The organism is Streptomyces alanosinicus, from assembly GCF_014650595.1.
GTDB classification, from domain to species: Bacteria; Actinomycetota; Actinomycetes; order Streptomycetales; family Streptomycetaceae; genus Streptomyces; species Streptomyces alanosinicus.
Genome location: NZ_BMVG01000035.1, coordinates 44,680 through 69,097 on the forward strand (window position 1 = coordinate 44,680; position 24,418 = coordinate 69,097).

Genomic DNA, 24,418 nt, shown 5'->3' on the forward strand with positions numbered 1-24,418 from the left:
CACCCCTCTGCTTCCACCCCCTCATCTTCCAAGGAGCACGACCATGCGCACCCGTACCGAAGGCCGTACCTGGACCGGTTCCGGCCTGAAGTTCGCCGGCCTCGGCCACTACTTCCCCCGGCACCAGCGCCGCCACGACACCGAGGTCACCATCAGTGGCCGCACCTACGGCCCGGAGGCCGCCGCCGAGCTGGGCGTGCGCAGTCTGCACGTCGCCGACGAGGACGAGACGCTGGAGTTCATGGCGGTGCGCGCCGCCGAGGCCGCCCTGGCGAACGCGGGCCGCGAGGCCGGCGAGGCGGACCTGGTGATCCTCGCGAACTGGACCGACCGGCAGTGGATCCCGGAGATAGCCCCGGGCGTCGCCCACCAGCTGGGCGCCGACAAGGCCCTCGCGTTCGACGTGTGCGGCGCCTGCACCGGCTTCGTGCACGGCGTGCAGACCGCCGCGTCGATGCTGAGCGCGCATCCGGGCTGGCAGCGTGCCGTGGTGGTCGCCGCGGACCGGTTCACGCGCCGTGCCCGGCCCGGCACCCGCGGCCAGCTCGTCTTCGGCGACGCGGCCGGCGCGGTCGTCCTGGAGAAGGGCGACCCCGACGACCCGAGCGGGCTGCTCGACTCGGTCCTGGACTGCGACTCCACCGAGGCCGACACCGTCGCCGCCCGCCCGCCGGAGGGCTTCCTGCGCCCGAAGCCCGAACTGATCGACCTGGCCGTCCGTTCCAGCCTGCGCGTCGCCGACAACGTCCTGAGCCGCAACGAGCTGAAGACCTCCGACATCGACTGGCTGGTGCCGCACCCCGGCAACAACGCCATCCACGCCGGCGTACGCGACGGACTCGACCTGGACCCCGCCAAGTTCCTCACCAACTTCGCCACCCGCGGCAACACCGGCTGCGCCTCCATCCCGATCGCGCTGTCGGAGTTCACCGAGAGCGGTGTCCTCAACTCCGGCGATCTGGTGCTGTCCACCGCGGTCGGCTCCGGCTGGTACTACGGCGGGCTCCTGTACCGCCTGTGAGCCCCGACTCCCTTGTCCCGTACGTCCCTTCATCCCAGCCATGTTCGCGAGGAGACCGTCATGACCGCCACCGCCAACCCGTCCGCCCCGCTGGCCGTCTGGACCGACTTCGGCGGGGTGCTCACCCCGCCGGTCAGCGTCACCTTCAATGAATTCGCCGACCGTGTCGGTGTCCCGCTGTGGTCGCTCAAGGAGTCCATGCGGATCGTCGGTGAGAAGTACGGCACCGACTCCATGGGCGCCATCGACATCCCGCTGATCGACGAGGCGACCTGGTCGAACGAGCTGGAGGACGTCCTCGGCGGCACCTTCGGCATCGTCGCGGACCTGGAGAACTTCGGCGACCGCTGGTTCGCGGGCCGGCCCGCCAACGCCGTCTGGGTCGAGGCCCTCGACGCCTTCCGCGCCCGCGGCGCGTTCGTCGGGATGCTCTCCAACCTGCCGCCGTCGTGGGTCAGGCACCGCCGCTTCATGATCGACGACAGCCACTTCGACGACATCATCTGCTCCTTCGAGGTCGACTGCCGCAAGCCCGACCCGGAGATATTCCGGCTGGCCGCCGCCCGCGCCGGGCTCGCCCCCCACCAGTGCGTCCTCGTCGACGACCTGGAGAAGAACGTCGTCGGCGCCATGGAGGCCGGCTGGCAGGCCGTGCACTTCCACGACGCCGAACAGGCCGCCCGCCAGGTCTCCCACCTGCTCGACGCCACCTCCCCGGCCCCCGCCCTGGTCTGACCCGCCTCCCCCACCCGCCCCGCCACCCCGACTGGAGTTCCCGCCATGACCGTTCTGCCGCTGCGCCCCGCCGCCCCCGAGACCGACCTGACCACCCAGCGCACCCTCGCACGGCGCCTGGTGCACCGTTCCGCGCTCGCCGAGGTGTTCCTCACCGACTTCCGGTCCGTCGACGAGCTCACGTTCCACGCCGCCGCCCAGCTGCCGCCGCGGCACTTCTACTACAGCGACCACACGACACGCGTCGCGATGCACGACCCGCTCGCCGTGTTCGAGGCCGTACGCCAGATGCTGCTGTGCGCGATGCATCTGCAGCACGACGCGGGCCCGGACACCAAGTCCATCACCGCCACCGCGTCCCTGGAGATCACCGACCCGGAGCCGCTGCGCCGCTCCGGCGCACTCGACCTGACCCTGCTCGGCGGTGTGCTCCTGGAGAAGAAGTACGAGGGCGCCACCTCCCGCGTGGTGCACCGGGTGCGCGTCCTGGTCGACGGCCGGGAGACCGGCGTGATCACCGTCGACACCGCGCAGCGCCCCAACGATGTGTACGAGAAGCTGCGCCACAGCCACCGCACCACCCCGCCGCCCATGTCGGACACGCTGCCGGCCACCGGTGCCGGAGCTCTTCCGCCGGTGTGGCTGGTGGGCCGCGAACGCGCCGAGAACGTCGTCGTGCAGGACGCCCGCACCGAGGACGGCGCCCTGGTCACGGAGCTGCGGGTACCGGCGGCCCACCCGAGCATGTTCGACCACGCCCAGGACCATGTGCCGGGCCCGGTGATGATGGAGGCCGCCCGTCAGGCGTCGCTGCTGCTGGCCGCCGACCACCAGGGCCTGTCCCCGTCCTCGTTCCACCTGGACTACGTCAGCGCCGAGTATCTGCGCTTCGCCGAGCTGGACTCGCCGATCGCCGTGGTCACCCGCCTGATGCCGAACCCGGTCAGCGAGGGTCAGTGGACCGAGGTGTCCTTCGAGCAGGACGGCGCGGCCGTGGCCCGGATGCGGGTCCGTCTCGGCAGCGCCCTCGCCTCGGGAGGCGACGATGCGGTGTGACGCCCCCGGCGACCACGGCGTCGCGTACGGCGAGGGCTCGCCGGCCCGTCTCGCCGATCTGCTCGACCGGGACGACGTGCGTTCCGGTGGCCCACTCGTCCTGCTCAGCGCCGGCGCCGGGGTCACCTGGTCCGCCGCGACCGTGGAGGTGTTCTGACATGGCTGTCCCGACCACCGCGGCGACGCCCGCTCCGCTCGCCCGCTCGATGTCCGACCCGCTCGACCTGTTCCGGCTGGACGGCAAGGTGGCCGTGGTCACCGGCGCCTCCAGCGGCATCGGCAAGCATGTGGCGCAGTTGCTGACGGCGGCGGGGGCGCGGGTCGCCCTGGCCGCCCGGCGCGAGGCGCCGCTGAAGGAACTCGCCGACGAACTGCCCGGTTCGCTGGCCGTGCCCTGCGATGTGACGCTCGCCGAGGACCGGGAGCGGCTGGTGCGCACGGTGACACAGGAGCTGGGGCCCGTCGACGTACTGATCAACAACGCCGGCCTCTCGGAGACGGTGCCGGCCGAGCAGCAGACGGTGGAGTCCTTCCAGTCGATCCTGTCGGTCAACCTGACCGCGGTGTTCGCGCTGAGCACCGCGGTGGGCACCGGGATGCTGGAACGCGGCCGCGGCTCCATCGTCAACATCGCCTCCATCTACGGGATCGTGGCCAGCGGCAGCCTTCCCCAGGCCGCGTACGCGGCGAGCAAGGGCGGCGTGGTCAATCTGACGCGGGAGCTGGCCGCCGAGTGGGGTGCGCGGGGGGTGCGGGTGAACGCCGTGTGCCCGGGGTGGTTCTGGTCGGAGATGACCGAGTCGATGCTCGGCACCGACAAGGGCCGCGCCTGGGTGGAACGCCGCACCCCGATGCGGCGCGCGGGGCAGCTCGACGAGCTGAACGGTGCGCTGCTGCTGCTCGCCTCGGACGCCGGTTCGTACGTCACCGGCACCGCGATCCCGGTCGACGGCGGCTATCTGGCGCTGTGAGGAACGGCCGCGCGGGGCACATGTGCCCGCTCCGACGGACACATCGCCGCGGGCCGAAGGTGGCATCGACGACTCCTCCGTCGCGGATCGTGCGACGGCCGGCCCGCTCCGTACAGTCCGGTCAACCGGCTTCCGGCGCGGCCACGGAAACGCGAGGAAACACGAAATGTCTTTCGGGAAGGACTACTTGTCATGAGCGACAGCCAGCAGGCGACGGCGCCGCGGGGCGGTGCGGTCGGGGAGTTTCCGCTCGACATGTCCGACCCGGCGCTGCAGGCGGACCCCTATCCGGCCTATCGCTTCCTGCGGGACGAGCACCCCGTGCTGCGCGGACCGCTCGGCGCCTTTCTGGTCAGCCGTCACGCGGACTGCGAGGCGCTGCTGCGCGACCGCCGCATGGGCAAGGACTTCGCCAACTCGAAGTTCTTCCAGCAGGTGATGGGCGAGGCCGGGGACGAACCGCCGCCGTTCCTCGGGCTCGGGCTCGACGACTTCGACGCCAAGCTGTTCATGCTGACCGACCCGCCGGAGCACACCCGGCTGCGCTCCCTGGTGGCGCAGGCCTTCACGCCCGCCACGATCGAGCGGCTGCGGTCAGCGGTCGCCGGGATCGTGGACGAGCTGCTCGGTGACCTTCCCGAGCGCTTCGACCTGATGGAGCGGCTCGGCACCCCGCTGCCGATCCGGGTGCTCGGCCGCATGCTGGGCATCCCCGCGGCCGACCAGGCCCGGTTCACCGTGTGGTCGACCGAGATCGCCGGGATGCTCGACCTGGACGTCGAGCTGCCGCCGGAGGCGGCCCGCGCCCGCCGCGAGGCCGTCGCCCAGTGCACGGACTACTTCCTGGACCTGGCGCGGCGGCGGGCCGAGAGCGACGGCGGCGACGACCTCGTGTCCCAGCTCGTCCGGGCCCGCGACGAGGGCAGCGCCCTGACCACGCAGGAGATCGCCGCGACCTGCGTGCTCCTGGTGGTCGCCGCGCAGGAGACCTTCTCGAACCTGATCGGCAACGCCGGCATCGTCTTCGCCCGCCACCCGCACGCCTTCACCCGGCTCGCGGCCGACCGGTCGGCCGCGGATGCCACGCTCACCGAGATCCTGCGCCTGGAGCCCGCGGCCCACCAGGTCGGCCGGATCGCCCTGGAGGACATCGAGCTGCACGGGCAGCGCATCGAGCGGGGCGACGCGGTGATCCTGCTGGTCGCCTCCGCCAACCGCGACGAGCGCGCCTTCACCGACCCGGACGCCTTCGACATCGACCGCGCAGGACCCGCGCATCTGTCGTTCGGCCGCGGCATCCACTACTGCCTGGGCGCTCCGCTGGCCACGATGATGGCCAAGGAGGCGCTGTACGGGCTCACCGCACGGATCGACAGCCTGTCCCTGGCCGACGACAGCATCGCGTACAAGCCGGGGATGGGGCTGCGCGGCCCGGCCCGGCTCGACGTCGTCGTGGAGAGGAAGGCGGCGTGATGGGGGCGCCCGCACGGCCGTCCGCCGGCCGTTTCCTGCTGCTGCTCGCGCGCAGTTGCAGCATCCGGTTCACCGCGTACTACTGGGTCGGCTGGGCCGTGGGGCTCGCCGCGAACGACCGGCTCGACGTGGCGTGGGCGCTGCTGGGTGTGCCGCTGTGGCTCGCGTACTGCGTGGGCACCGAGGCGGTCAACCGGATCGCCGACCGGACGGAGGACGCCGTCAACCGGCCCGAACGCACCGCGCTGTGCGAGGAGTTGGGCTGGGGCCGGCTGACCTCGGCGGCCGTCGTCTCATGGCTGGTGTTCGTCGCGATCGGTGCCGCGCTGACGTGGACCCACCCGGGCTTCGCGCTGCCCGCGATCCTGCTGGTCGACATCGGGGTGGCGCTCGGCTACTCGATCGGCCCGGCGTTCAAGCGCCGCCGGGTGCTCGCGCTGCTCGCGCTGACCGCGCCCGTGACCACCCCGCTGGTCACCGGCTGGGCCGTGCACGGCACCGTGGACACGCTGCTCACGCCGGTGCTGCCGGCGGTCGCCGTACAGGCGGCGTTCAGCCTCGGCCTGTCCGGCATCAAGGACATCACCGATGTGGCGGGCGACCAGGAGATCGGCTACTCCAGCCTGTGGCTGGCGCTGGTGCGGCTGTGGCGGCCGGCCGCCGTGTACGCCCTGGTCGGCGCCCCGTTCCTGCTGGTCGCCGGATGCGTGGCCGGCGGTGCGCTGCCGCTCGTCGCGCTGTCCGTGCTGCCGCTGGTCGTCGTGTCGCGCCTGGTGATCACGGCCGCGTCCCGGGCCGCGGCGCCGGCCGACCGGGAGGCGGCCCGCGAGGTCATGCACCAGTACACCTTCGCCTTCCTCGCCCTGGCCCTCGCCGCCTGCGTCGCCACCCCGGCCGCGCTGGCCGCGGCGCTCGTCGCCGCCGGCTACTGGGCCGCCGCGTCGAAGGCGCTGCACTGGTCCGGCGGCCTGTCCCTGGCCCAACTGGGCCGCTGGAAGGACCTGTTGACCGCCGCCACGCCCGCTTCTCTCGCCGACGAACACTGAAGGAAGGCCGTACCTCATGAGCACTGTGCACAGCACCGACGTCCGCACCGCGATCACCGAGATCTTCGCCACCGTCCTGTCGCTGCCCGGCGACCAGGTGACCGGCTCCGCCCATTTCTACGACGACCTCGGCGGCGACTCGCTGCAGAAGCTGGAGGTCGTCGCGCATCTGGAGGCCGCCTTCGACTGCCGGCTGAGCAATGAGGAGGCCGCCGAGAACGACACCGTCGACGCCTTCGTACGGCTGGTGGGCGAGCGTGCTGCGTGAGGACCGTGCCGTCCTGGACAGCCGCCGGGTGGTGGTGACGGGCCTGGGGCTCGCCTCACCGCTGGGCTGCGACGTGGAGGAGTTCTGGACGAACGTCACCACCGGCGCCGTCGCCACCGCCCTGGTCACCCGCTTCGCCACCGACGGCTACCCCACCCGTCTGGCGGCCGAGGTGGCCGCGCCGGGCCTGAGCGACCCGGACCCCGACGTGCCGCGCAGTGTGCGGTACGTACGCCACTCGGCGCGGGCGGCGCTGCGCCAGGCCGGTCTCGGGCAGGGCGCCGTGGCCCGGGAGCGCGCCGGGATCGTGGTCGGCACCGTCATGGGCACCCGTCCGCACCTGGAGGAGTTGCGCCGCCAGGGCCGCCCGCTGACCCGGGGCGGACCGTGGGACACCCCGGGGCTGCTGGCCGACGACCCGGCCCGCACGTTCGGGCTGCGCGGTCCGCGCCAGGCGGTCGCGGCGGGCTGCGCCGCCGGCAACACCGCCCTCGCGCTGGCCGCCGACGAGATCCGTGCGGGCCGGGCCGACGTCATGGTCGCGGGCGGTGTCGACGAACTGTCCGAGGCCGTCTTCCAGTTGTTCACGACGCTGCGCGCCCTCACCCCGGACCGGGTGCGCCCCTTCGACCGGGACCGGCGCGGCATGCTGCCCTCCGAGGGGGCCGGGGTGCTCGTCCTGGAGTCCCTGGAGCACGCCCGGAGGCGCGGCGCCCAGGTGCTCGCGGAGCTGGCCGGCTGGGCGGTCGCCGCCGACGCCCACCACATGACCGCCCCGCACCCCAAGAGCGCGGGCCTGCTGCACTGCATGGCCGAGAGCCTGCGCGGGGCGGGCCTGCGCCCGGACGAGATCGACCACGTCAGCGCGCACGGCACCGGCACACCCGCCAACGACGCGCTGGAGGCGGCGGCGGTCGCCGAGTTCTTCACCCCGTACGGCGCCCGGCCCGCGCTGTCCTCGCTGAAGGGGATGCTCGGCCACGCGCAGGGCGGGGCGAGCGCGCTGGAGGCGATCGCCTGCGTCCTGGCCGTCGGGCGGGGCCGGGTGCCGGGCAACCCGACGCTGGAGCACCCCGACGACGCCTGCGCCCCGCTCGACGTGGTGCGCGGTCCGTCCCGCGATCTGCCGGTGCGGGCCGCGCTCAGCAACGCCTTCGGGTTCGGCGGCAACACGTCGGCCGTGGTCCTGACCCGGTACGGCGGCTGAACTGCCGTAATCCACAGCCCAGTTGATGACACCTGGCGTCACGCCCAGGGGATGGAGGCGCCCATGCCGAACCAGTCACTGCCCTCGACCGACGTGGTCGTCACCGCCGTCGGCGCGGTGACCGCCTGCGGCGCCTCGACCGCCGACCTGCTCGACGCGGTCCTGGGCGGCGCGGCGTTCTTCCGCTCCGCCCAGGTGCCGCTCGTCGCCGCCCCACTGCCCGTCGCACGGGGCGAACAGCCCGCCCAGGCCCGGGTGTTCGCCGGGCACGTCACCGGCGACCTCGATCTGACGGACACGGTCGGCGCACGCACCGCCCGCGCCCTGAGCCGCGAGAGCCGGCTGCTGCTGCACGCCCTGAACGGCTGCGGCGCCGGCCCGGTCGCGGACACGGAGCGCACCGGCGTCGTCCTCGGCACGCTGCACGCGGGCCGCGGCGAGTACCTCGCGATCCATGACGCGGCGGGCGGCACCGGGGGCGTCAACCCGGTGTGGGGGCCGCAGACCGGCTACAACGCGCCGGCCGCGCAGCTGTCCATCCATCTCGGGGCGCGCGGCCCCAATCTCACCCTGTCGTCGGGCACCACCGCGGGCCTGGACTCCGTCGTCGTCGGGGCCCGGCAGGTGACGGACGCGACCTGTGACACCGTCGTCGCGGCGGGCGTGGACACCCTGTGTCCGGCCGTCCTCGGCGACGACGACGGCACCGCCGTACCGGAGGGGGAGGCCGCCGCGGTCGTCGTCCTGCAGAACGCGCGGCACGCCACCGGCGCCCCCTTGGCGCGGGTGCTCGGCACGGCGCGGACCACGGCCGGACCCGGCGACGACCAAGCCGCGCTGACGAGCGCCGCGGACCGGGCGATCCGCGGCGCCCTCGCCGAAGCCGACCGGTCGCCCGCCGAGGTGCGGTTCGCGGTCACCGCGTCCGGCGGCGCACCGGCGGTGCGGCGAGCCCAACTCACCGCGATCACCTGCCTGTTGGGTGACTCGGTGCCGGTGTACGACGCGGCCGCGTCGACCGGTGTCACCGGCGGCGCCGACGGCACCCTCGCCGTCGCCCTCGCCGTCGAGGCGCTGCGCCGGGGCGAGGTGCCGCCCGGCGCGCCCGAACCCGGCACCCCGCTCGCCCTGTGCCTGGCCGTGGACGCGGGCGGCACCGCGAGCGCCGTGCTGCTCGGCGGGGAGGTGACGTGATGGGCTCCGCCGCCGACGCTGTGGACGACACGGACGCTGTGGGAAGCGTCGAGCGCAACGCCGGCTGGTGGTACCTGGACCGGCACCTGAGCGGCGCCGGCGCCGACGCCCTGTGTCTGCTCTGCGGCGACGAGCAGCTCACCTACCGTCAGCTGCACGCCCTGGTCTGCCGGGTGGCCCGCGTGTTCACGGCGGCAGGGATCGCGCCCGGTCAGCGGATCGCGCTAGCGCTGCACGACACCCCCGACTTCGTCGCGTACGTCCTGGCGGCGCTGCGCGTCGGCGCCGTGCCCGTGCCCGTCGCGCCGCTGCTGACCGTCGCCGAGCAGCGGTATGTCGTCGCGGACTGCGGCGCGAGCGCCGTCGTCGTCGAGGACGGCGCGGGCCCGCTCGCGGCCGAGCTCGCCGGCGGACCGGACGGCGTGCCGCTGTGGTGCAGGCGCCCGGGTCCCGGGGCCGTGCGGTGTCTGCCCGAGGAGGCGCGGCGGGCGGCGCCGCTGACCGGCGTGGTGCCGCGCGCGGACGAGGACGTGGCCGTGCTGCAGTACACCTCCGGCAGCACCGGCCGCCCCAAGGGCGTGGTCCATCTGCACCGCGGGCTGCTGGCGTTCCCCGAGGGCATCGTCCGGCACCTGGGCGTCACCCGGCACGACCGGGTGCTGTCGACGGCCAAGCTGCCGTTCGGGTACGGCTTCGGCAACTCGCTGCTGCTGCCGCTGAGCGTCGGCGCGAGCGCCGTACTCCTGCCCGGCCGCGCCGAGCCGCACGCGGTGGCCGCGCTGCTCCGACGCGCCCGCCCCACGCTGCTGTTCGCCGTGCCCACCCTGTACGCGGCGCTGCTCGCGCTGCCGCGGGCCGAGCAGAGCCTGGACTTCTCCGGGGTGCGGCTCGCCGTCGCCGCCGGGGAGCCGCTGGGTGCACGCCTGTGCACGGCGCTGGCCGACCGCTTCGGCCTGGCCGTCGTCAACGGCCTGGGCGCCACCGAGTGCCTGCACATCGTCACGGCGACGCTGCCCGGCCGGGTCCGTCCGGGCAGCGTCGGCGAGAGCGTGCCCGGCTTCGAGGCGGAGGTCTGCGACGAGGCCGGCCGGCCGCTGCCCGACGGCAGCCCGGGGCGGCTGCGGGTGCGCGGCCCGAGCGTCGCCGACCGCTACTGGGGCCGGCCCGAGCTGACCGCCCGTACCTTCCGCGACGGCTGGGTGCACACCGGCGACACCATGGTCCGGGACGCGGACGCGGGCTGGGTCCACCTCGGCCGCAGCGACGACGTCCTCAATGTGGGCGGCATGAAGATCGCGCCCACCGAGGTGGAGGACGCCATCGCGGCCGTGGACGGCGTCGAGGCGTGCGCCGTCGTCGGGGTGCAGGACGCCGACGGGCTGACCCGGATCGCCGCACAGGTCGTGCCGAGGGCCGGGTGCGCCGAGGGGCTGGCCGAGCGGATCCGGGCGGCGCTGCGGCACAGCCTGCCCGTCTTCAAACGGCCCCGCACCCTGCGCCTGGTGGACGCGCTGCCCACCACCACGACCGGGAAGACGGCCCGGCATGCGGTGCGCCGCCAAGAACAGGAGCCGGTGTCATGAGGGGCGGCCCCGAGCGCGTCGTACTCCAGGACGGCGCGGCGGCGCACCTCGTCTGTGTGCCGTACGCGGGCGGTTCGGCCCGCTCCTTCGTCCGCCTCGCCCGGCAGCTGCCGGACGACTGGCGCATCACGGCCGCCCAGCCGCCGGCCGGCTCCCCGGCCGGTGCCGGGCTGGCCGCGCTGGACGGACTGCGCGGACTGGACGGGCTGGCCCGGCACTACCTGCGGCTGCTCGCCGACGACCTCGCGGGCGCCGCGGGAGGTCCGACGCTGCTGCTCGGGCACAGCCTGGGCGCCGCGGTGGTGCACCGTATGGCCCGGCTGTGGCCCGCGGGCACGGCGGACCGGGTGCGGCTGGTGCTGTCCGCGCCGCCGCGGCCCGGCGCGCCGACGGCCGATCTGCTGGCGCTCGACGACCCGGCGCTGCTGGCCGCGGCCACGGCCCGCGGCATGCTGCCCGACCTGGGCCGGGGCGCGGACTTCGCGATCCGGTTCCTCCTGCCCGACCTGCGCCGCGACCTCGCCGCGCTGGCGCACGGCGGCTGGCGGGCCGACCCCGTCGACGCCGCCGTCCATGTGCTCGGCGGCACACGGGACGCCCTGTTCCCGCCCGCCGCCGTGGCCCGGCTCGCGACGGTGCTGCGCGCCCGTTCCAGCCATCTGGTCGAGGGCGGCCATCTGTACGTCGTCGAGCAGCCTGCCGCCACCGCGCGAGCGCTCGTCGAGGCCGCCGCCCACCCCCAAGTCCCTGTACGTACGTGATGAGGAGCACCCCATGAGCAAGGAGAACGCGGTATCGCCGCTGGTGGTGTCGCTGGACGACCCCGCCGCCCTCGACCCGGCGGAGGTCGGCGCCAAGGCGGCCGTACTGGCCCGGATGCGGCAGGCCGGCTTCAGCGTGCCCGACGGCTGGGTCTTCACCGCCCGCGCCATGGCCGCGCACACGGCCGGCCTCGACGCCGCCACCGGCGAGGCCGTCCGGGCCCGGCCGCTCGCGGGCGAGTTGGCGGCCGCCGTAGAGACGGTCGCGGGGCGGCTGCCCGGGGCGCTGGCCGTGCGCTCCTCGGGCATCGACGAGGACGGTGCCCGCGCCTCGCACGCCGGCCAGTACACGACGGTGCTCGACGTGCGCGGCGCGGCGGCGCTCGGCGAGGCCCTGAAGTCCTGCTGGGGGTCCGCGTTCACCGATGTGGTGCGCGAGTACCGCGCCGCCAGCGGCGCCGAGGGCGACGCCCCGCTCGCGGTGCTCGTGCAGGCGCTGGTGCCGGCCGACAGCGCGGGGGTGGCGTTCACCGTGAACCCGGTCACCGGGAACCGCGACGAGGTCCTGGTCTCCGCCGTGCCGGGACTCGGCGAACGGCTGGTGTCCGGCGAGGTCTCGCCCGACGAGTGGGCGGTGCCCGCGGCCGGCGGCGAGCCGGTGAACACCTCCGGCCGGCACGGTGCGCTGAACCCCGAACAGGCCTGCCAGGTAGCCGGGTTGGCGCAGCAGGCCGCACGGGTGCTGGGCGGCCCCACGGACATCGAGTGGGCCCGCGCCGGCGGCCGGCTGTATCTGCTGCAGGCCCGGCCGATCACCGCGATCGCCGACGAGCTGCCGCAGCCGGTGGAGATCCCGGTCGACGTGCCGCCCGGCTTCTGGACGAAGGACTCCACGCACGCGCCGGTGCCGCTGCTGCCGATGACGCGGGCGATGCTGGAGTACAACAACACCGTCCTGGAGGACGTGTGTGCCGAGTTCGGCCTGCTGCTGAAGGGCATGGCCTTCCGCACCATCGGCGGCTGGCGCTACGTGGGCAATGTACCGCTGGCGCCCGCCGACGTACCGGACAGGATCGCCGCCTGTGTCCAGGCCGTGGGCGAGGACCGGGTGGGGCGGGCGCTGACCGAGTGGCGCGAGGAGCAGCGGCCGCGCTTCGCCGAGCGGATCGCGCGGCTGCGCACCGCGGACCTGGGGCGCCTGGACGACGCGGCGCTCGCCGCCCATCTGGACGAGGTGGTGGCGCTGCACCGCGAGGGCGCCGAGGTCCACTTCCGGCTGGTCGCCGCCGTGTCCCTCGCGCTCGGCCGGTTCGGCCTGTTCACCACGACGGCCCTCGGCTGGGACCAGACCCGCCCGTTCGCCCTGCTCGCCGGTCTTTCGACGGAGAGCACCGGGCCCGCCCGGGCGATGGCGCAGCTCGCCGGACTGGCCGCCGCCCGGCTGCCGGAGGCCGCCGACGCGGCGGCACTGCGCGACCTGCTCCGGACCGACCGGCAGTTCGCCGAAGCCTTCGAGACGTACCGCACGGCATACGGCTGCCGCGCCCTGCAGTACGAGCTGGCCGCGCCCACCCTGGCCGAACGCCCTGAACTGATCCTCGCCCTGCTGCGCGACCAGCTCGCCGACGGCGGCGGCCGGGGCCGGGACGGCGCGGAGGTGGAGCGGGAACGCGGGCAGGCGGTGGCCGCGGCGCTGGACGGGCTCGCGCCCGAGCGGGCCGAGCGGCTGCGCGCCCTGCTCGCCGACGCCGAACACGCCTATCCCGTACGCGAGGACAACGAGCACTGGACCGTCAGCGCCCCCAACGCGCTGCTGCGCTGGGCCGTGCTGGAGGCGGGCGAACGGCTGGTGGCGCGGGGGCTGCTCGCGGCGGCGGACCAGGTGTTCTTCCTTGAGACCGACGAGGTCCGCACGGCGCTGCTCAAGGGCGTCGACACCCGCGAGACCGTGCGCCGCCGGCGCGGCGAGCACCGCTGGGCGCTGGCGAACCCGGGCCCGGCGAGCCATGGCGAGCGCCCGGGGCCGCCGCCGTCCATGGACCAGCTGCCGGCCGAGGTCCGCGAGACGATGGGCGGTTTCCTGTGGACGCTGCAGCACATGAACGGGGCGTCGCCCGCCGCGCCGCGCACCGACGCTGCGACGGTCACCGGTGTGCCCGGTTCGGCGGGGCGTGCCACGGGCACGGTGCGCGTGGTGCGCGACGAGAGCGAGTTCGACAAGATCCAGGCCGGTGACGTACTGGTCTGCCCGATCACCTCGCCGGTGTGGTCGGTGGTCTTCCCCGGCCTCGCGGCTCTGGTCACCGACACCGGCGGCGCCCTGTCGCACGCGGCGATCATCGCGCGGGAGTACGGCATTCCCGCGGTGCTCGCCACCGGTGACGGAACGTCCGCGCTGGCGGACGGGATGGTGGTGACCGTCGACGGCACCGCCGGCACCGTGGAGATCCACGCCGGCTGAACCCGCCCGGGGCGGCACAGGACCACCCTGTGCCGCCCGGTCCTGGCCGAGTCCGGCCCCGGCAGCACCCCTTGCACGGCATCCCCCTTGCACGGCGTCCCGCGTCACTCACGAAAAGGAATCCAGGCAGCACCATGAACCTTGTGCACACCGACACCCCCGTGGCCACCCCCGCGTCGGCGGACGCCGGGATCCTGCTGGAGCTGGTCACCCCGGACGGGCGGACCGTCGGCACGGCCGGGAAGCTCGCCGCGCATCAGGCGCCGGGCGCGCTCCACCGTGCCTTCTCCGTCTTCCTGTTCGACCCCTCGGGGCGGATGCTGATGCAGCGCAGGGCCCTGACGAAGTACCACTCGCCCGGGGTGTGGTCCAACACGTGCTGCGGTCATCCGCTGCCCGGGGAGCGGCCCGAGGCCGCCGCCACCCGCCGCACCCGCGAGGAGCTGGGTCTGGTCCCGGCGCCGCTGCACCCCGCGGGCACCGTCGTCTACCATCACCCCGACCCGCTGACCGGCCTGGTGGAGCACGAGTACAACCATCTGTTCGTGGGCCACGTCGGCGAGGAGCCCACACCCGATCCGGCGGAGGTGCACGCCACCCGGCTCGTCACCCGCGACGAGCTGACCACGCTGATCGAGGACGGCGTCTGCTCCGCCTGGCTGCCCACGGTCCTCGCCGGCGCCCTGCCCGCCATCCGCCGCATCACCCCGTCCGGCACGTGGTGAACGGCGCCCTGCCGACGCATCTGGACGACGCCCCAACTGGAGGGCAGTGCCGACGTTGCTGATTTCGCCTACTCGTACGCCCAAGCTCGCCCGGTCTGCCGGTACTCCTCCACGGGGATGGGATCGACCCCGGTACGCATCCGGGCGGTGTACAGCAGGCCGTCGAGGTGGTCGATTTCGTGGTGGATGAGGCGGGCGAGGCCGCGTTCGTACACGGTGGTCGTGGTCTCGCCGGTCAGGGTGGTGGACTCCACCGTGATCGTCAGAGGGCGGGGGATGAGGCCACGGACGTCGAAGAAGCTGAGGCAGCCCTCGTACTGCTCGTCCGTCTCCTCGGAACGCTCGGTGACACGGGAGTTGAGCAGGATGACGGCAGGGGGCTCGTCGGCGGGCATGACGACGGCGGCAGCGCGGGCGATGCCGATCTGCGGGGCGGCGATACCCATGCCCTTGGCGAAGGGATGGACCTGGCCGATGCGCTCGACGGCGGCGAACAGCTAGTCCACGATGCGTTCGGCCGCATCGCACTCAGCAGGTAGATCGAAGGCACGGGCCGGCTCTGCGAGGATGCCGGCGCCCTGCTGGACGATGCCGAGGTCTCGCATGCGCTGGCTGGGCCGCACGTCAGTCACCTGAACTCCCTTGATCTGATTCGCCGTCGGGCCGCGCCCGGAACGGACATTCCAGACGGTACCGAGCGTGCAAGGCGGGTGTGGTCGTGATCCATGTGAAGTGCCGTATGGAAAGTAGGGAAGCGAGCCCGCCAACGAGTCGGTGATCACCGCTGCTCGGCGCCTCGGCCTCGACCTCACCTCCCACCGCGGCCGGCAGATCACCCTCGACATGCTCGACTGGGCCGGCAGCGTCTCGCGATGGACGCGGCCGTCCTCATCGAGGCAGGAACGGCTCTCCACGTCGGCCAGCAGTGACCGGCTGCCCGGACGCGCAGGACAGGATCTCGTCCACGAGCCTGTCCGCCGCGTCCGGACGGCCGTACGCGCGGGCCCGCTCCGCCATACCCCGCCGAAGATGGGCGTCGGCCAGGAGCGGGCCCAACGCGATGCGCACCTGGTCCACCGTGACATCGCCTTCGAGTGCGACCGCCGCGCCGGCCTCCTGCAGGTGCCGGGCGTTGTGCGCCTGCTCGTTGCCCGCCGACGACGCCAGCGGCACGAACACCGCGGGCTTGCCCAGCGCGGTCAGCTCCGCCAGCGTTCCCGCACCGCTGCGAGAGATCACCACATCGGCGAGCGCCAGCACGTCCGGCAGCTCCGGACCGACGAACCCGGCCAGGTAGTACCGGCCCGCGAGCTCGGAGGGCAGCCCCGCTGCCCGCGCCCGCAGGCTCTCGACGTTGTCCGGGCCGCACTGGTGCACCACGTTCGTCTGCTGCAGCAACCACGGCAGCACCTCGCCGACCAGCTCGTTGATCTGCTGCGAGCCCTGCGCGCCGCCGGTGACGTACACGGTCGGCAGTTGCCGGTCGAAGCCCCACAGCTGCAGTGCCTGCACAGCCTTGTCCGCGCGTCCGGACAGGACTTCCGGCCGTACCGGGTTACCCGTCACCACGGCGACCTGCCGCGCCGACTCCGGCAGCAGCGCCAGCGTCGATTCCGACGACACGCAGATCCGCGCGGCCGACGCCGCCAACTTCCGGTTCGCCAGTCCCAGCCGCACCGTCTGCTCGTGCAGCACCAGCGGGCGGTGGCACATCCGCGCCGCCAGCCCGGCCGGGACCGCGACATAGCCGCCCGTCGCGAGCACCACATCCGGCTGGAACCGGTCGATGGCCCGGCGGGCCTGGAGCACGCCGAGTGGCACCCGCGCCATGTCGCGCACGTTCGCCGGGGACGCCAGCTTCAGCGGGTTCTTGGAGCGGCGGATCTTGCCAGTCGCCACGGTGGTGAAGGGGATGCCCTCGGCCGGCGCCACCCGCGCTTCCAGGCCGGTGGCCGTTCCGATCCACAGGGTCTCGAGCGCCCGGCCCTGGGCAGCGAGCCGGGCCTGCAGAGTACGCACGGCGGTCAGCGCGGGGTAGGTGTGTCCACCGGTCCCGCCGCCCGTGACGACGAGACGGAAAGGGGCGCTGTTCATCCGGGGCCGCTCCAAATCTGGCGGAGAGTCAGACGAGTCGCCACAGTAGCGGCTGTGGACCACGGTCTCGCCCTCGCAGGTGAGGGCTCACTGGATACAGGCTCAGGCGGTGGGCCGGGCGGTTCAGCCGGCCCTGGACAGCAGGCGCTTGTCGGCGCCGGGCCGGATGTACTGCAGCGCCACGGCCTTGTTGACGGCGTCCAGCCGGGAGACCGCGTCGAGCTTGTCGAATATCTTGCGCAGATGGCGCTTGACGGTGCCCTCGGTGATGCCGAGCCGGGCGCCGATCTGCCGGTTGCTCAGGGCGCTCGCGACCAGGGTGAGCACCTCGCACTCGCGCTCGGAGAGCCTGGCTTCGGCGCGGCCCGCGGCCGGGGCCGGGGCCTGCGGCATCGAGATGGTGACGACGCGGCGGGAGAGGTCGGCGCGCTCGCGGATCGCGGCGGCCAGGGTCTGCCGGCTGACGCTCTTGTGCAGATAGCCGCGCACCCCGAGCGAGAGCAACTGGCGTACGAGCACGGGGTGGTCGTCCATGCTCAGGATGATGACGCGCAGGTCGGGCTGGCGGTGCAGCAGATGGCGCACGGTGCGCACCGGGTCCTCGTTGTGCGGCATCTGCACATCGAGCAGGGCCACGTCGGGCCGCAGCCGGGCGGCCTCGGTGACGGCGGCCCGCGCGTCGCCGACCTCGGCGACGACCTCGAAGTCGGCCTCGGCGCGCAGCAGGTCGCACAGGGCGCCGCGCAGCAGGGTGTGGTCGTCGGCGACCAGGATGCGGATGGGTGCTTCAGCCATGGCGGACGGTGCCTTCCTTGGTGGGGATCCACAGGGTGATCCGGGTGCCGCGGCCCGGGGACGAGGTGATGGTGGTGACGCCGCCGAGGGCACGGGCGCGTTCCCTCATGCCGCTCAGCCCGTTGCCGCCACGGCCGTGCCCCGCCGTGTCGGGGTCGAAGCCCGAGCCGTCGTCGGTGACGGAGGCGTGTACGTCGTGCGCGCCGACGGCGATGTGCACCGTGACGGTGCCGGCGCCGGAGTGGGCCAGCACATTGCGCAGCGCCTCGCGCACGATGACGAACACCTCGTCGCCCACGTGCGGGGCGAGCAGCGCGTCATCGCCGTCGAGGTAGAACCGGACCTCGGGGGTCAGCGGCTCCATGGAGCGCAGGAAGCCGCGCAGTGCGGTGCCCAGCGGCACGGCGGGCGCCGGCCGGGTCGCGCGCAGCCGGGTGGTGAGAGCGCGGGCGGCGAACAGTGTGTCCACCAGCGCCTCGCGCACCTCGTCGAGCCGCTGCCGCCCCTCGGGCTCCAGTCCGGCCGCGGTGACTTCGAGCAGTTCGAGACGGCGCATGGCCACCGCGAGCGAGGTCCCGATCCGGTCATGGACCTCACGCGCCAGCAGGGCGGCAGCGCCGTGGACCGTGGCTTCGGGGTGGGTGTACGTCATGGCTTCCGCCTTCCGCTGCAGATCCGGGCGAGACCACGGGACGCGCCGATACAGGCGCGCACCAGGTCCCCTTTCATGCGCGCCGGGATCGGCCCGCTACCCCCAACTATATAGAACGTTCGCTTTGTTTTCCAGTCGCTTGAGCCTTGAACCTGTTCCCGATCCGGCCAGGGCCCTCGCGGTTCGGATCAGTCGGCGCCGACGGCGATGCCGCGTTCGACCAACGGCCAGACGCGGTCCACCCTGCGGCCGGCCGGGACCCGCTGCCCGTCCGGCGCGGGCCAGACCTCGGCCCCCGCGAGCAGGTACTCGACGAGCGCCGCCACGGCAGCGGGGTCCGTACCCGGACGCAGCTGGCCATCCGCCTCGGCCTGGGCGAGCAGCTTGCGCACCGCGGGCCCCCAGGCCGAACTCCACTGCCCGAGCGCATCGGAGCGCTCCCGCGCCAACCGGGCCGCGGCGCGCACCACCTGGTCCTTCTCCAGCAGTGCGGCCAGCCCCTTGACCAGCTCCCCCATCACTTCCAGCGCGGGTCCCGGCCCGGCGGAGATGCCGGTGGCCAGGCGCCGGGCCCGGTCCGAGCCCACGCCGAGCACGGCCCGCGCCAGTTCGGCCTTGTTCGGGAAGTGGAAGGTGAGCGCCCCCATCGAGGCGCCGGCCCCCTCGACGATCCGCGCCAGCCCCGCCCCGGTGTACCCGTGCCGGTCGATCTCGGCGGCCGCGGCGAGGACGAGCGCCTCGCGCGTGCGCACCGCCCGTAGCTGCCTCATGCCACTCTCCCTGATGCCTCGTAATGCTCGTAAGGAACCTTCGGTAGTCAACCTAGCCATCACCAGAGTAAAAATCAAAGCGATCGTTCTACTTTTTACATCGGGATGTAGAACGCAAAAGGGGGCGTTCCCTCGCGGGAAGCCCCCTGTGTGCCGATGCGCGGCCGGCCGACCGTCACGACGTGGCGGTGGCGCCCCCGTCCACGGGCATCGCCGCACCGGTGACGAACGACGCGTGCTCGCTGCAGAGCCACAGCGCCGCCCGCGCCACCTCGTCGGGGGCGGCCATGCGGTGCTGGACCGACTCCGCCGTGAAGGCGCTCTCCAGCGCCGGGGAGGCGGAGATGATCTGCTCCATCATCTCCGTGCGCGTGGCGCCCACGACCAGGGCGTTGACCCGCACGCCATGCCGTCCGTAGTCCGCGGCCGCGGCCCGGGTAAGGCCGATGACCGCGTGTTTGGCGGCGACATACGCGGCCGAGGCTCCGGTGGCGACGGTGCCCGCCACGCTGGATGTGTTGACGACGGCCCCGCCGCCGCTGTCGATCATCCGGGGGATCTGGTGAGCGAGGCAGTTCCACACCCCGCGGACGTTGACGTCCATGGTGCGGTCGTATTCCTCCGGGGCCACTTCGTGCAGCGGCAGCCCGGCGCTCGCGTATCCGGCGTTGTTGAAGGCGAGGTGGAGCCCGCCGAACGTGTCGACCGCGGCCTCGACCGCACGGCGCACGTCCTCACCACACGTCACGTCGCCGGGGACGGCGAGTGCACGCCCACCGCTCTCGACGATGCTCCCGGCGAGCTTCTCGATCCGGTCCGCGCGGCGGGCCATCAGCACCACGGCCGCGCCCTCCTCGGCGAAGAGCCGGGCCGCGGCCGCGCCGATGCCACTGGACGCGCCGGTGATCATCGCGACTTTGCCGTGCAGCACTCAGCCTCCCCACAGGGTTCCGGCGGCGGCGTCCGCGTCGACGGCGCGCAGCAGGCCCTCGTCGATCGCATCGAGGCCGTCGATCAGCCGCCGCACCCCCGCCCGGCGCATCAGCGCCCGTTGGTGGCTGTGCTCGAAGGTGGTGGGCATGCCCACGAACGGCATGCCCAGCAGCCTGGCCTCCTCGGCGACCCGGGCGACGTCGTCGACGAACAGAACCTGTTCGTGCTTGAGGCCGAAGTACTCGGTGACGATCTCGTGCAGTCCCGGCCGGAAGGCGTCGGTGCAGACATAGCCGGGCGCGTCGAAGAGGTCCTCGTACGCGCCGAGGAAGGCGGTGAAGTGCTCCTTGCCGAGGCCGCCGTAGCACACGGTGGAAAGGCCGAGGCCGCGCAGGCGGTGCAGCAGGTCGACGGCGCCCGCCTGGATGCGTACGGGGTGCTCGGCGAGGTAGCGGTCACGCTCGCGGAAGTAGGCGGCCAGCGCCTCGTCACCGCTCATCACGCCGCCCAGGGCCTCGGCCATGCGCTGCCCGGCGATCCGGCGCGGCTGGGAGAACACGGCGCGTTCCGTGTCCTCGGTGTACGCGCCGCCGCGCCCGGTGATGAAGCGGTGGATGACAGGGCTGAAGGTGTCGTTCAGCAGCACGCCGTCGATGTTCAGCGCGACCAGTCGCAGCCGACGGAACTCGTCCCCCAATGTGCACCTCTCCCCAAGGCTGTGCGTCCGGCGGATGCCGGACGCTTCGCACAGTACGCGCAGCGTCTCACGCCGCAGTCGGATGGAAACGGTCAGGGCGGGTCTCGATACGGACCGCGACCGTGGGCACCGCGATGCCCGGGAGCAGCAACTGCCACATGCTCACGACGCGTTGGGGCAGATCGGCGCGGTCGCTGGACCTGGCGGCCGAATACAGCTGCATGCCGGTGCAGTGCTCGACGATGAACGTGGCGAGGCCCTTGGGGTCGATACCCGGCTGCAGCTCGCCCCGCTCGGCCGCGGTTTCGAGCACATCGGCCATGATCGCGACCCATTCGTCGTACGGCGCCGCCGCGTCGGCCATGCCGAAGGTCGTCTGCTCCGTGGTGAGCCGGACGCCGGCCCGCAGCGTGAGGTCCAGACGCAGCTGATGGCACCAGACCAGGGTGATGTCGACCAGCCGCTGCAGCCCTTCGGAGGCCAGGTGCGGCACGATCGTCTCCGGCTGTGCGGTCATCACCGCCCGGGCCAGCTCTTCCTTGGACTTGAAGTGGAAGTACAAGGAGCCGGCGGTGGCTCCGGCCCGTTGCAGGATGCGGCTGATGCTCGCCCCCGCGTATCCGGACTCCTCGAACACCGCCGCGGCCGCGCGAAGGATAGCTTCGCGGGTCTCGACGGATCGCTGCTGTTTCGACCGCGCCATCACGCCTCCCAAGTAGAACGTTCTTTAGGTTATCGACTGGGAGTCTCCCGCGTCCAGCTCGCCCCAAGAGTGTCACTCGCGTCCCGCTCCAGCGCTTCTTTAGCGGATATAAGCAGCGAAACTGGACGAACACGGACGTGAATTGATCGCCTGTCGCCCCATTCTTTACCCTCCATTGACCGTGTAAAACGGAACACTCTTTATGTTTAAGGGGCGATCGTCGGCCACCGTCCAGCTGGTCCGACTGCGCAAACGACAAGGGGGAGTTCGTATGCACCGCACCGTTCTGCTCAGATCCCAGTCGGCTCCGGCCATCGCCGCCGACCGGATCCCCGGCCGCCTCGTCCACAAGAGGAACCCGGACGAGATCCTTCTGGCCTCGTACCTGCAGCTGGAGAACGAAGAGTTCCTGATCGACGCCGCCTGGCCCACGCACCACGCGTTCTACCAGCCGCGGCACGGCTTCTTCGACCCGCTGCTCGCCATCGAGTCGGTCCGCCAGTCCGTGCCGCTCATCAGCCACGCCGGGTACGGCGCCGCGCTGGACAACCGCCAGTCATGGCTGTTCCTGCGCTACGCGCTGGACGCCCGGGCGCTGTACATGACGGCGCGGGACAAGGAGACGGCCGTGCAGATGCACGTGGCCTGCTCGCAGGGTGCCCGGCGCTCCTCACGGCTCGGCGCTCTGTCGATGTCCGTCAGCCTGCGGCGCGGCGACATCAAGATCGGCTCGGTGCAGACGTCCGTCCACAACTATTCGGCGGCGCTGTACCGGCGGGTGCGCGGTGCGTACGCCGACCTGGAGACCTCGGTGTCCCGGGCGCTGCCGCTGGCGCCGCCCGCCCCGCCGCGCACCGTGGGGCGGGCCGGCTACGACGATGTCGTGCTCTCCCCGACCGACACCCCGCTGCACAGCCAGCTCCGTGTCGACCTCGGTCACCCGATCCTGTTCGACCACCCCGTCGACCATGTGCCGGGCATGCTCCTGCTGGAGGCTGCGCGCCAGGCGGCCCATGTGGCCACCATGCCGTGCCCGATGCTGCCGGTGGCGATGGACGCGGCGTTCACCCGCTTCGTCGAGCTCGACGCGCCCTGCTGGATCCACATCGATCCGCTGCCCGACGACGCCCGGGGCCGGGTGCGCCTGCTGGTCTCCGCCCTGCAGCGGGAGACGCTCGCCTTCTCCAGCGTCGTCACGCTGGAGCCCGTGCCCGGCATCTGATCCCGGCCCCGCTCATCACCTGCGACCCGGTCCGGTCCGGCCGAGGAATGTCATGACGTAGCGATTGTCATGACGTAGGCCGTATCCAGGCGGGAGGCTTCGTCGTTCCCTTGCCAGGGGAATATGCCTCAACCGCCGGTGAGCTTATGGCCGTTGAGTGGGTGGCACCCACTCAACGGCCATAAGCCCATCGTCACGGTCCGCCCAGCCACGGGCGGGCCAAGGCCCCTCGGGTGCCAGCCCAAGAGGCGTATTTCTCAGGTTCTCCAGAACCAAGCTCCAGCCAGCACGCACGCAAGCCGGGGGTTTCCCCACCAATCAACCGGAACGCCGGGGTTTCCCCCACCAATCGACCGCCGGGGTTTCCCCCACCAATCAACCGGAACGACCAATCAACCGGAACGAGATACATCTTGCAGTACAGCAACGCCTTTTGTCACCACACGCCGGTCCTGGGTGCCGCCCAGGAGGTCGCGCACACCGCGTCGCGCCGCAGCGGCCCGCGTCAGTGGCTGCGTGTCGTGGAGTGGCTGTGCGGCGCCCAGCTACATCCGCGCACGAACGCCACGACGCTGGTGGTGGCCCGGGACCTGGCGGCGCGCATGGACTACGACTTGGGGCATGTCCGCTACCAAATGGACGCCATGGAGGCCCGGTTGGACGTGTCGCGGCCGACCCTGGCCCGTCACGTGAGGTGTCTGCGGGAGCTGGGCGCCCTGGTGTGGGTGGAGCACGGTTCGCAGTCCAATGTGCGCCGGCGACAGGGACTTGAGGGATACGCGGCCACGGCGACGGTGTACGGCGCCGTGATTCCGCCCGAGTACGACGCGGCGATGGGGCACCGGGTGGTCGGTTCCGGCTACGAGGCACGCGTCGTCGTGGACCAGCGCGACCATGCTGGTCCGTCCGGGCGGGAGACCGCTTCCCTTACCCGTGAGACCCCTTCCCTTACCGGTGTTGAGGTAGAGGAGAAGGCGAAGATGGTGGGGGGTTTAACTACTACCGCTGCGCGGCCGCGCACGACTTCCCCCGCTTCCAGCAAAAGCCGCCGCAAGCGCACCACCATCCTCGGAGCACGGGTCACCGCGGCCGGTATGCGGCTCGGGGACCGGCTGGCCCGGGCGATCCGCAGCCGGGTGCCGTGGACGCGCCGGGCGGGCCACGACGAGCTGCGCTGGGTGTGCGCGGACATGGGCGAACAGCGCTGGACGGAGGAGCAGGCCGTACGGTTCGCCGCCGAGGCCGGGTGTCTGCGCGGCGCCGATCTGAAATGGCAGCCGGACCGTCCGCACCGCCTGCTCGCCGCCGAACTGCGCTCCTGGCAGGCACAGGAGGAGCAGGACCGGCAGCTGCGTGAGGACTGGGCCAACGCCGTGGCCTGGGAGGACAGCACCGCGGCCCGCGATCTCGCCTCCCTGGTCCGGCTGTTCGGACTCACGCCCGCCGAGACCGCGACGGTGCCCGAGCGGACAGACGAGGACCGGCGGCGGGCCCGCATGGACTGGAACATCTGGCCGGAGGTCCTGGATCACATGGCCGAGGACCCCGACGACGCGCTGGACCTGTACGGCACGGCACTGTGCAAGTTCGCCGTCGGGCAGGAGGCCCGGCTGTGAGGTGAGCTCACCGGCGTCAGCAAGTCGCAAGGCCCATTGCGCGTGCCCTCACCCGGCTGTGGCGGCGGCCGTCCGTTGCCAGCTGTGCGGGGCGCGGAAGAGCGCGACGCGGTCGAGCGGGCGCGGATCGGCACGGCGGCGGTCGGCCCCCGCCGCGCTCGGCAGCCTGCCACGGTTCAGACGGGCGAGCAGAACAGCGGTGACGGCCGCCAGTTCCTCGGCAGTGGCATGACCGCGTTCCACGCGCAGAAGCGCGTCGCTTGCCGCCTGGCGCACGTGGGTCTCTCCTTCGGTCATTGCGGGGGGTTGCCGTGCTTGCGGGAGGGCAGGTCGGCGTGCTTGCGGTGGAGCATCGCCAGCGACTTCGCCAGCACTTCGCGGGTCTCGGCCGGGTCGATGACGTCGTCCACGAGCCCGCGCTCGGCCGCGTAGTAC

27 protein-coding genes are annotated in these 24,418 nt (G+C 72.9%); 16 read left to right on the forward strand and 11 right to left on the reverse strand.

From position 1 onward, the window contains the following. Positions 1-43 precede the first annotated feature (43 nt). The 14 genes from IE277_RS37700 to idi all read left to right on the forward strand — a co-directional run bounded on the left by IE277_RS37700 (position 44) and on the right by idi (position 14,501). Positions 44-1,021 carry a ketoacyl-ACP synthase III gene (locus tag IE277_RS37700; protein ID WP_189958244.1) on the forward strand — a complete coding sequence of 326 codons (978 nt, stop codon included), beginning with the start codon at positions 44-46 and terminating at the stop codon, positions 1,019-1,021. Between the two features lie 60 nt (positions 1,022-1,081). Continuing rightward, complete coding sequence (locus IE277_RS37705) at positions 1,082-1,756, forward strand: HAD-IA family hydrolase (RefSeq protein WP_189958245.1); 675 nt, start codon at positions 1,082-1,084, stop codon at positions 1,754-1,756. 45 nt (positions 1,757-1,801) lie between these two features. Continuing rightward, entirely contained in the window at positions 1,802-2,812 is a 1,011-nt protein-coding gene (locus tag IE277_RS37710; protein WP_189958246.1) for an AfsA-related hotdog domain-containing protein, read from the forward strand. Beyond that, positions 2,802-2,969 (forward strand): hypothetical protein, encoded by a 168-nt coding sequence (locus tag IE277_RS37715; RefSeq protein WP_189958247.1) that lies wholly within the window; start codon positions 2,802-2,804, stop codon positions 2,967-2,969. Before IE277_RS37710 ends, IE277_RS37715 begins: the two co-directional genes overlap by 11 nt. A 1-nt stretch (position 2,970) precedes the next feature. Next, positions 2,971-3,783: an SDR family NAD(P)-dependent oxidoreductase gene (locus IE277_RS37720; protein ID WP_229882254.1), complete on the forward strand. Its 813-nt coding sequence runs from the start codon at positions 2,971-2,973 to the stop codon at positions 3,781-3,783. 192 nt (positions 3,784-3,975) lie between these two features. Beyond that, positions 3,976-5,256: a cytochrome P450 gene (locus IE277_RS37725; RefSeq protein ID WP_189958248.1), complete on the forward strand. Its 1,281-nt coding sequence runs from the start codon at positions 3,976-3,978 to the stop codon at positions 5,254-5,256. Then, positions 5,256-6,302, forward strand: a complete 1,047-nt coding sequence (locus tag IE277_RS37730) for a UbiA family prenyltransferase (RefSeq protein ID WP_189958249.1) — start codon at positions 5,256-5,258, stop codon at positions 6,300-6,302. Before IE277_RS37725 ends, IE277_RS37730 begins: the two co-directional genes overlap by 1 nt. A gap of 16 nt (positions 6,303-6,318) precedes the next feature. Then, entirely contained in the window at positions 6,319-6,570 is a 252-nt protein-coding gene (locus tag IE277_RS37735) for an acyl carrier protein (RefSeq protein WP_189958250.1), read from the forward strand. After that, the gene (locus IE277_RS37740) at positions 6,560-7,777 is read left to right on the forward strand and encodes a beta-ketoacyl-[acyl-carrier-protein] synthase family protein (RefSeq protein ID WP_189958251.1); all 1,218 of its coding nucleotides are present in this window, start codon (positions 6,560-6,562) and stop codon (positions 7,775-7,777) included. The genes IE277_RS37735 and IE277_RS37740 overlap by 11 nt, the downstream gene beginning before the upstream one ends. 63 nt (positions 7,778-7,840) lie before the next feature. Next, positions 7,841-8,971, forward strand: coding sequence for a beta-ketoacyl synthase N-terminal-like domain-containing protein (locus IE277_RS37745; protein ID WP_189958252.1), 1,131 nt, complete (start codon positions 7,841-7,843; stop codon positions 8,969-8,971). Further along, on the forward strand, positions 8,971-10,554 hold the full coding sequence (locus IE277_RS37750; RefSeq protein ID WP_189958276.1) for a benzoate-CoA ligase family protein: 1,584 nt from the start codon (positions 8,971-8,973) through the stop codon (positions 10,552-10,554). Before IE277_RS37745 ends, IE277_RS37750 begins: the two co-directional genes overlap by 1 nt. Next, entirely contained in the window at positions 10,551-11,315 is a 765-nt protein-coding gene (locus tag IE277_RS37755) for a thioesterase II family protein (protein WP_189958253.1), read from the forward strand. The genes IE277_RS37750 and IE277_RS37755 overlap by 4 nt, the downstream gene beginning before the upstream one ends. A gap of 13 nt (positions 11,316-11,328) precedes the next feature. Continuing rightward, positions 11,329-13,776 (forward strand): PEP/pyruvate-binding domain-containing protein, encoded by a 2,448-nt coding sequence (locus IE277_RS49320; protein WP_189958254.1) that lies wholly within the window; start codon positions 11,329-11,331, stop codon positions 13,774-13,776. A 134-nt stretch (positions 13,777-13,910) separates the two neighbouring features. After that, on the forward strand, positions 13,911-14,501 hold the full coding sequence (gene idi / locus IE277_RS37765) for an isopentenyl-diphosphate Delta-isomerase (RefSeq protein ID WP_189958255.1): 591 nt from the start codon (positions 13,911-13,913) through the stop codon (positions 14,499-14,501). Between the two features lie 68 nt (positions 14,502-14,569). Here the strand turns inward: idi and IE277_RS37770 are convergent, their stop codons facing one another. From IE277_RS37770 to IE277_RS37805, 9 genes are all read right to left on the reverse strand, one after another. After that, positions 14,570-14,947: a peptide deformylase gene (locus tag IE277_RS37770; RefSeq protein WP_229882255.1), complete on the reverse strand. Its 378-nt coding sequence runs from the start codon at positions 14,945-14,947 to the stop codon at positions 14,570-14,572. 51 nt (positions 14,948-14,998) lie between these two features. After that, positions 14,999-15,133, reverse strand: a complete 135-nt coding sequence (locus IE277_RS49010; RefSeq protein WP_268252698.1) for a hypothetical protein — start codon at positions 15,131-15,133, stop codon at positions 14,999-15,001. Between the two features lie 256 nt (positions 15,134-15,389). Next, positions 15,390-16,595: a UDP-N-acetylglucosamine--N-acetylmuramyl-(pentapeptide) pyrophosphoryl-undecaprenol N-acetylglucosamine transferase gene (locus IE277_RS37775; RefSeq protein ID WP_189958256.1), complete on the reverse strand. Its 1,206-nt coding sequence runs from the start codon at positions 16,593-16,595 to the stop codon at positions 15,390-15,392. 123 nt (positions 16,596-16,718) lie between these two features. Beyond that, positions 16,719-17,390 carry a response regulator gene (locus tag IE277_RS37780; RefSeq protein ID WP_189958257.1) on the reverse strand — a complete coding sequence of 224 codons (672 nt, stop codon included), beginning with the start codon at positions 17,388-17,390 and terminating at the stop codon, positions 16,719-16,721. After that, positions 17,383-18,042 (reverse strand): sensor histidine kinase, encoded by a 660-nt coding sequence (locus IE277_RS37785; protein ID WP_189958258.1) that lies wholly within the window; start codon positions 18,040-18,042, stop codon positions 17,383-17,385. The genes IE277_RS37780 and IE277_RS37785 overlap by 8 nt, the downstream gene beginning before the upstream one ends. A 188-nt stretch (positions 18,043-18,230) precedes the next feature. Further along, positions 18,231-18,812, reverse strand: coding sequence for a TetR family transcriptional regulator (locus IE277_RS37790; protein WP_189958259.1), 582 nt, complete (start codon positions 18,810-18,812; stop codon positions 18,231-18,233). Positions 18,813-18,987: 175 nt separating this feature from the next. Then, positions 18,988-19,743 (reverse strand): SDR family NAD(P)-dependent oxidoreductase, encoded by a 756-nt coding sequence (locus IE277_RS37795; protein WP_189958260.1) that lies wholly within the window; start codon positions 19,741-19,743, stop codon positions 18,988-18,990. After that, positions 19,744-20,442 (reverse strand): HAD family phosphatase, encoded by a 699-nt coding sequence (locus tag IE277_RS37800; RefSeq protein WP_189958261.1) that lies wholly within the window; start codon positions 20,440-20,442, stop codon positions 19,744-19,746. Between the two features lie 67 nt (positions 20,443-20,509). After that, complete coding sequence (locus IE277_RS37805) at positions 20,510-21,145, reverse strand: ScbR family autoregulator-binding transcription factor (RefSeq protein ID WP_189958262.1); 636 nt, start codon at positions 21,143-21,145, stop codon at positions 20,510-20,512. 271 nt (positions 21,146-21,416) lie between these two features. Between IE277_RS37805 and IE277_RS37810 the strand changes: the two genes are divergently transcribed. Further along, complete coding sequence (locus tag IE277_RS37810; RefSeq protein WP_189958263.1) at positions 21,417-22,367, forward strand: ScbA/BarX family gamma-butyrolactone biosynthesis protein; 951 nt, start codon at positions 21,417-21,419, stop codon at positions 22,365-22,367. Positions 22,368-22,780: 413 nt separating this feature from the next. Continuing rightward, a complete protein-coding gene (locus IE277_RS37815; protein ID WP_189958264.1) occupies positions 22,781-23,983 on the forward strand; it encodes a hypothetical protein in 1,203 nt (400 codons plus the stop codon). 48 nt (positions 23,984-24,031) lie between these two features. Here IE277_RS37815 and IE277_RS37820 read toward each other — a convergent pair whose 3' ends face one another. Both IE277_RS37820 and IE277_RS37825 read right to left on the reverse strand, forming a co-directional pair. Further along, positions 24,032-24,280: an acyl-CoA carboxylase subunit epsilon gene (locus IE277_RS37820; protein ID WP_189958265.1), complete on the reverse strand. Its 249-nt coding sequence runs from the start codon at positions 24,278-24,280 to the stop codon at positions 24,032-24,034. After that, positions 24,277-24,418 (reverse strand): carboxyl transferase domain-containing protein (locus IE277_RS37825; RefSeq protein WP_189958266.1); only part of this gene is annotated, 142 nt, incomplete at its 5' end. The genes IE277_RS37820 and IE277_RS37825, both read right to left, overlap by 4 nt.

What these genes read in the sequence shown, in the direction of transcription:
- IE277_RS37745 (WP_189958252.1), top strand. Translation starts at nt 7,841, where the DNA reads ATGCCGAACCAGTCACTGCCCTCGACCGACGTGGTCGTCACCGCCGTC.
- IE277_RS37715 (WP_189958247.1), top strand. Translation starts at nt 2,802, where the DNA reads ATGCGGTGTGACGCCCCCGGCGACCACGGCGTCGCGTACGGCGAGGGC.
- IE277_RS37700 (WP_189958244.1), top strand. Translation starts at nt 44, where the DNA reads ATGCGCACCCGTACCGAAGGCCGTACCTGGACCGGTTCCGGCCTGAAG.
- IE277_RS37810 (WP_189958263.1), top strand. Translation starts at nt 21,417, where the DNA reads ATGCACCGCACCGTTCTGCTCAGATCCCAGTCGGCTCCGGCCATCGCC.
- IE277_RS37805 (WP_189958262.1), bottom strand. Translation starts at nt 21,145, where the DNA reads ATGGCGCGGTCGAAACAGCAGCGATCCGTCGAGACCCGCGAAGCTATC.
- IE277_RS37755 (WP_189958253.1), top strand. Translation starts at nt 10,551, where the DNA reads ATGAGGGGCGGCCCCGAGCGCGTCGTACTCCAGGACGGCGCGGCGGCG.
- IE277_RS37775 (WP_189958256.1), bottom strand. Translation starts at nt 16,595, where the DNA reads ATGAACAGCGCCCCTTTCCGTCTCGTCGTCACGGGCGGCGGGACCGGT.
- IE277_RS37730 (WP_189958249.1), top strand. Translation starts at nt 5,256, where the DNA reads ATGGGGGCGCCCGCACGGCCGTCCGCCGGCCGTTTCCTGCTGCTGCTC.
- IE277_RS37710 (WP_189958246.1), top strand. Translation starts at nt 1,802, where the DNA reads ATGACCGTTCTGCCGCTGCGCCCCGCCGCCCCCGAGACCGACCTGACC.
- IE277_RS37720 (WP_229882254.1), top strand. Translation starts at nt 2,971, where the DNA reads ATGGCTGTCCCGACCACCGCGGCGACGCCCGCTCCGCTCGCCCGCTCG.
- IE277_RS37820 (WP_189958265.1), bottom strand. Translation starts at nt 24,280, where the DNA reads ATGACCGAAGGAGAGACCCACGTGCGCCAGGCGGCAAGCGACGCGCTT.
- IE277_RS37770 (WP_229882255.1), bottom strand. Translation starts at nt 14,947, where the DNA reads ATGGGTATCGCCGCCCCGCAGATCGGCATCGCCCGCGCTGCCGCCGTC.
- IE277_RS37705 (WP_189958245.1), top strand. Translation starts at nt 1,082, where the DNA reads ATGACCGCCACCGCCAACCCGTCCGCCCCGCTGGCCGTCTGGACCGAC.
- IE277_RS37725 (WP_189958248.1), top strand. Translation starts at nt 3,976, where the DNA reads ATGAGCGACAGCCAGCAGGCGACGGCGCCGCGGGGCGGTGCGGTCGGG.
- IE277_RS37780 (WP_189958257.1), bottom strand. Translation starts at nt 17,390, where the DNA reads ATGGCTGAAGCACCCATCCGCATCCTGGTCGCCGACGACCACACCCTG.
- IE277_RS37785 (WP_189958258.1), bottom strand. Translation starts at nt 18,042, where the DNA reads ATGACGTACACCCACCCCGAAGCCACGGTCCACGGCGCTGCCGCCCTG.
- idi (WP_189958255.1), top strand. Translation starts at nt 13,911, where the DNA reads ATGAACCTTGTGCACACCGACACCCCCGTGGCCACCCCCGCGTCGGCG.
- IE277_RS37790 (WP_189958259.1), bottom strand. Translation starts at nt 18,812, where the DNA reads ATGAGGCAGCTACGGGCGGTGCGCACGCGCGAGGCGCTCGTCCTCGCC.
- IE277_RS49320 (WP_189958254.1), top strand. Translation starts at nt 11,329, where the DNA reads ATGAGCAAGGAGAACGCGGTATCGCCGCTGGTGGTGTCGCTGGACGAC.
- IE277_RS37735 (WP_189958250.1), top strand. Translation starts at nt 6,319, where the DNA reads ATGAGCACTGTGCACAGCACCGACGTCCGCACCGCGATCACCGAGATC.
- IE277_RS37750 (WP_189958276.1), top strand. Translation starts at nt 8,971, where the DNA reads ATGGGCTCCGCCGCCGACGCTGTGGACGACACGGACGCTGTGGGAAGC.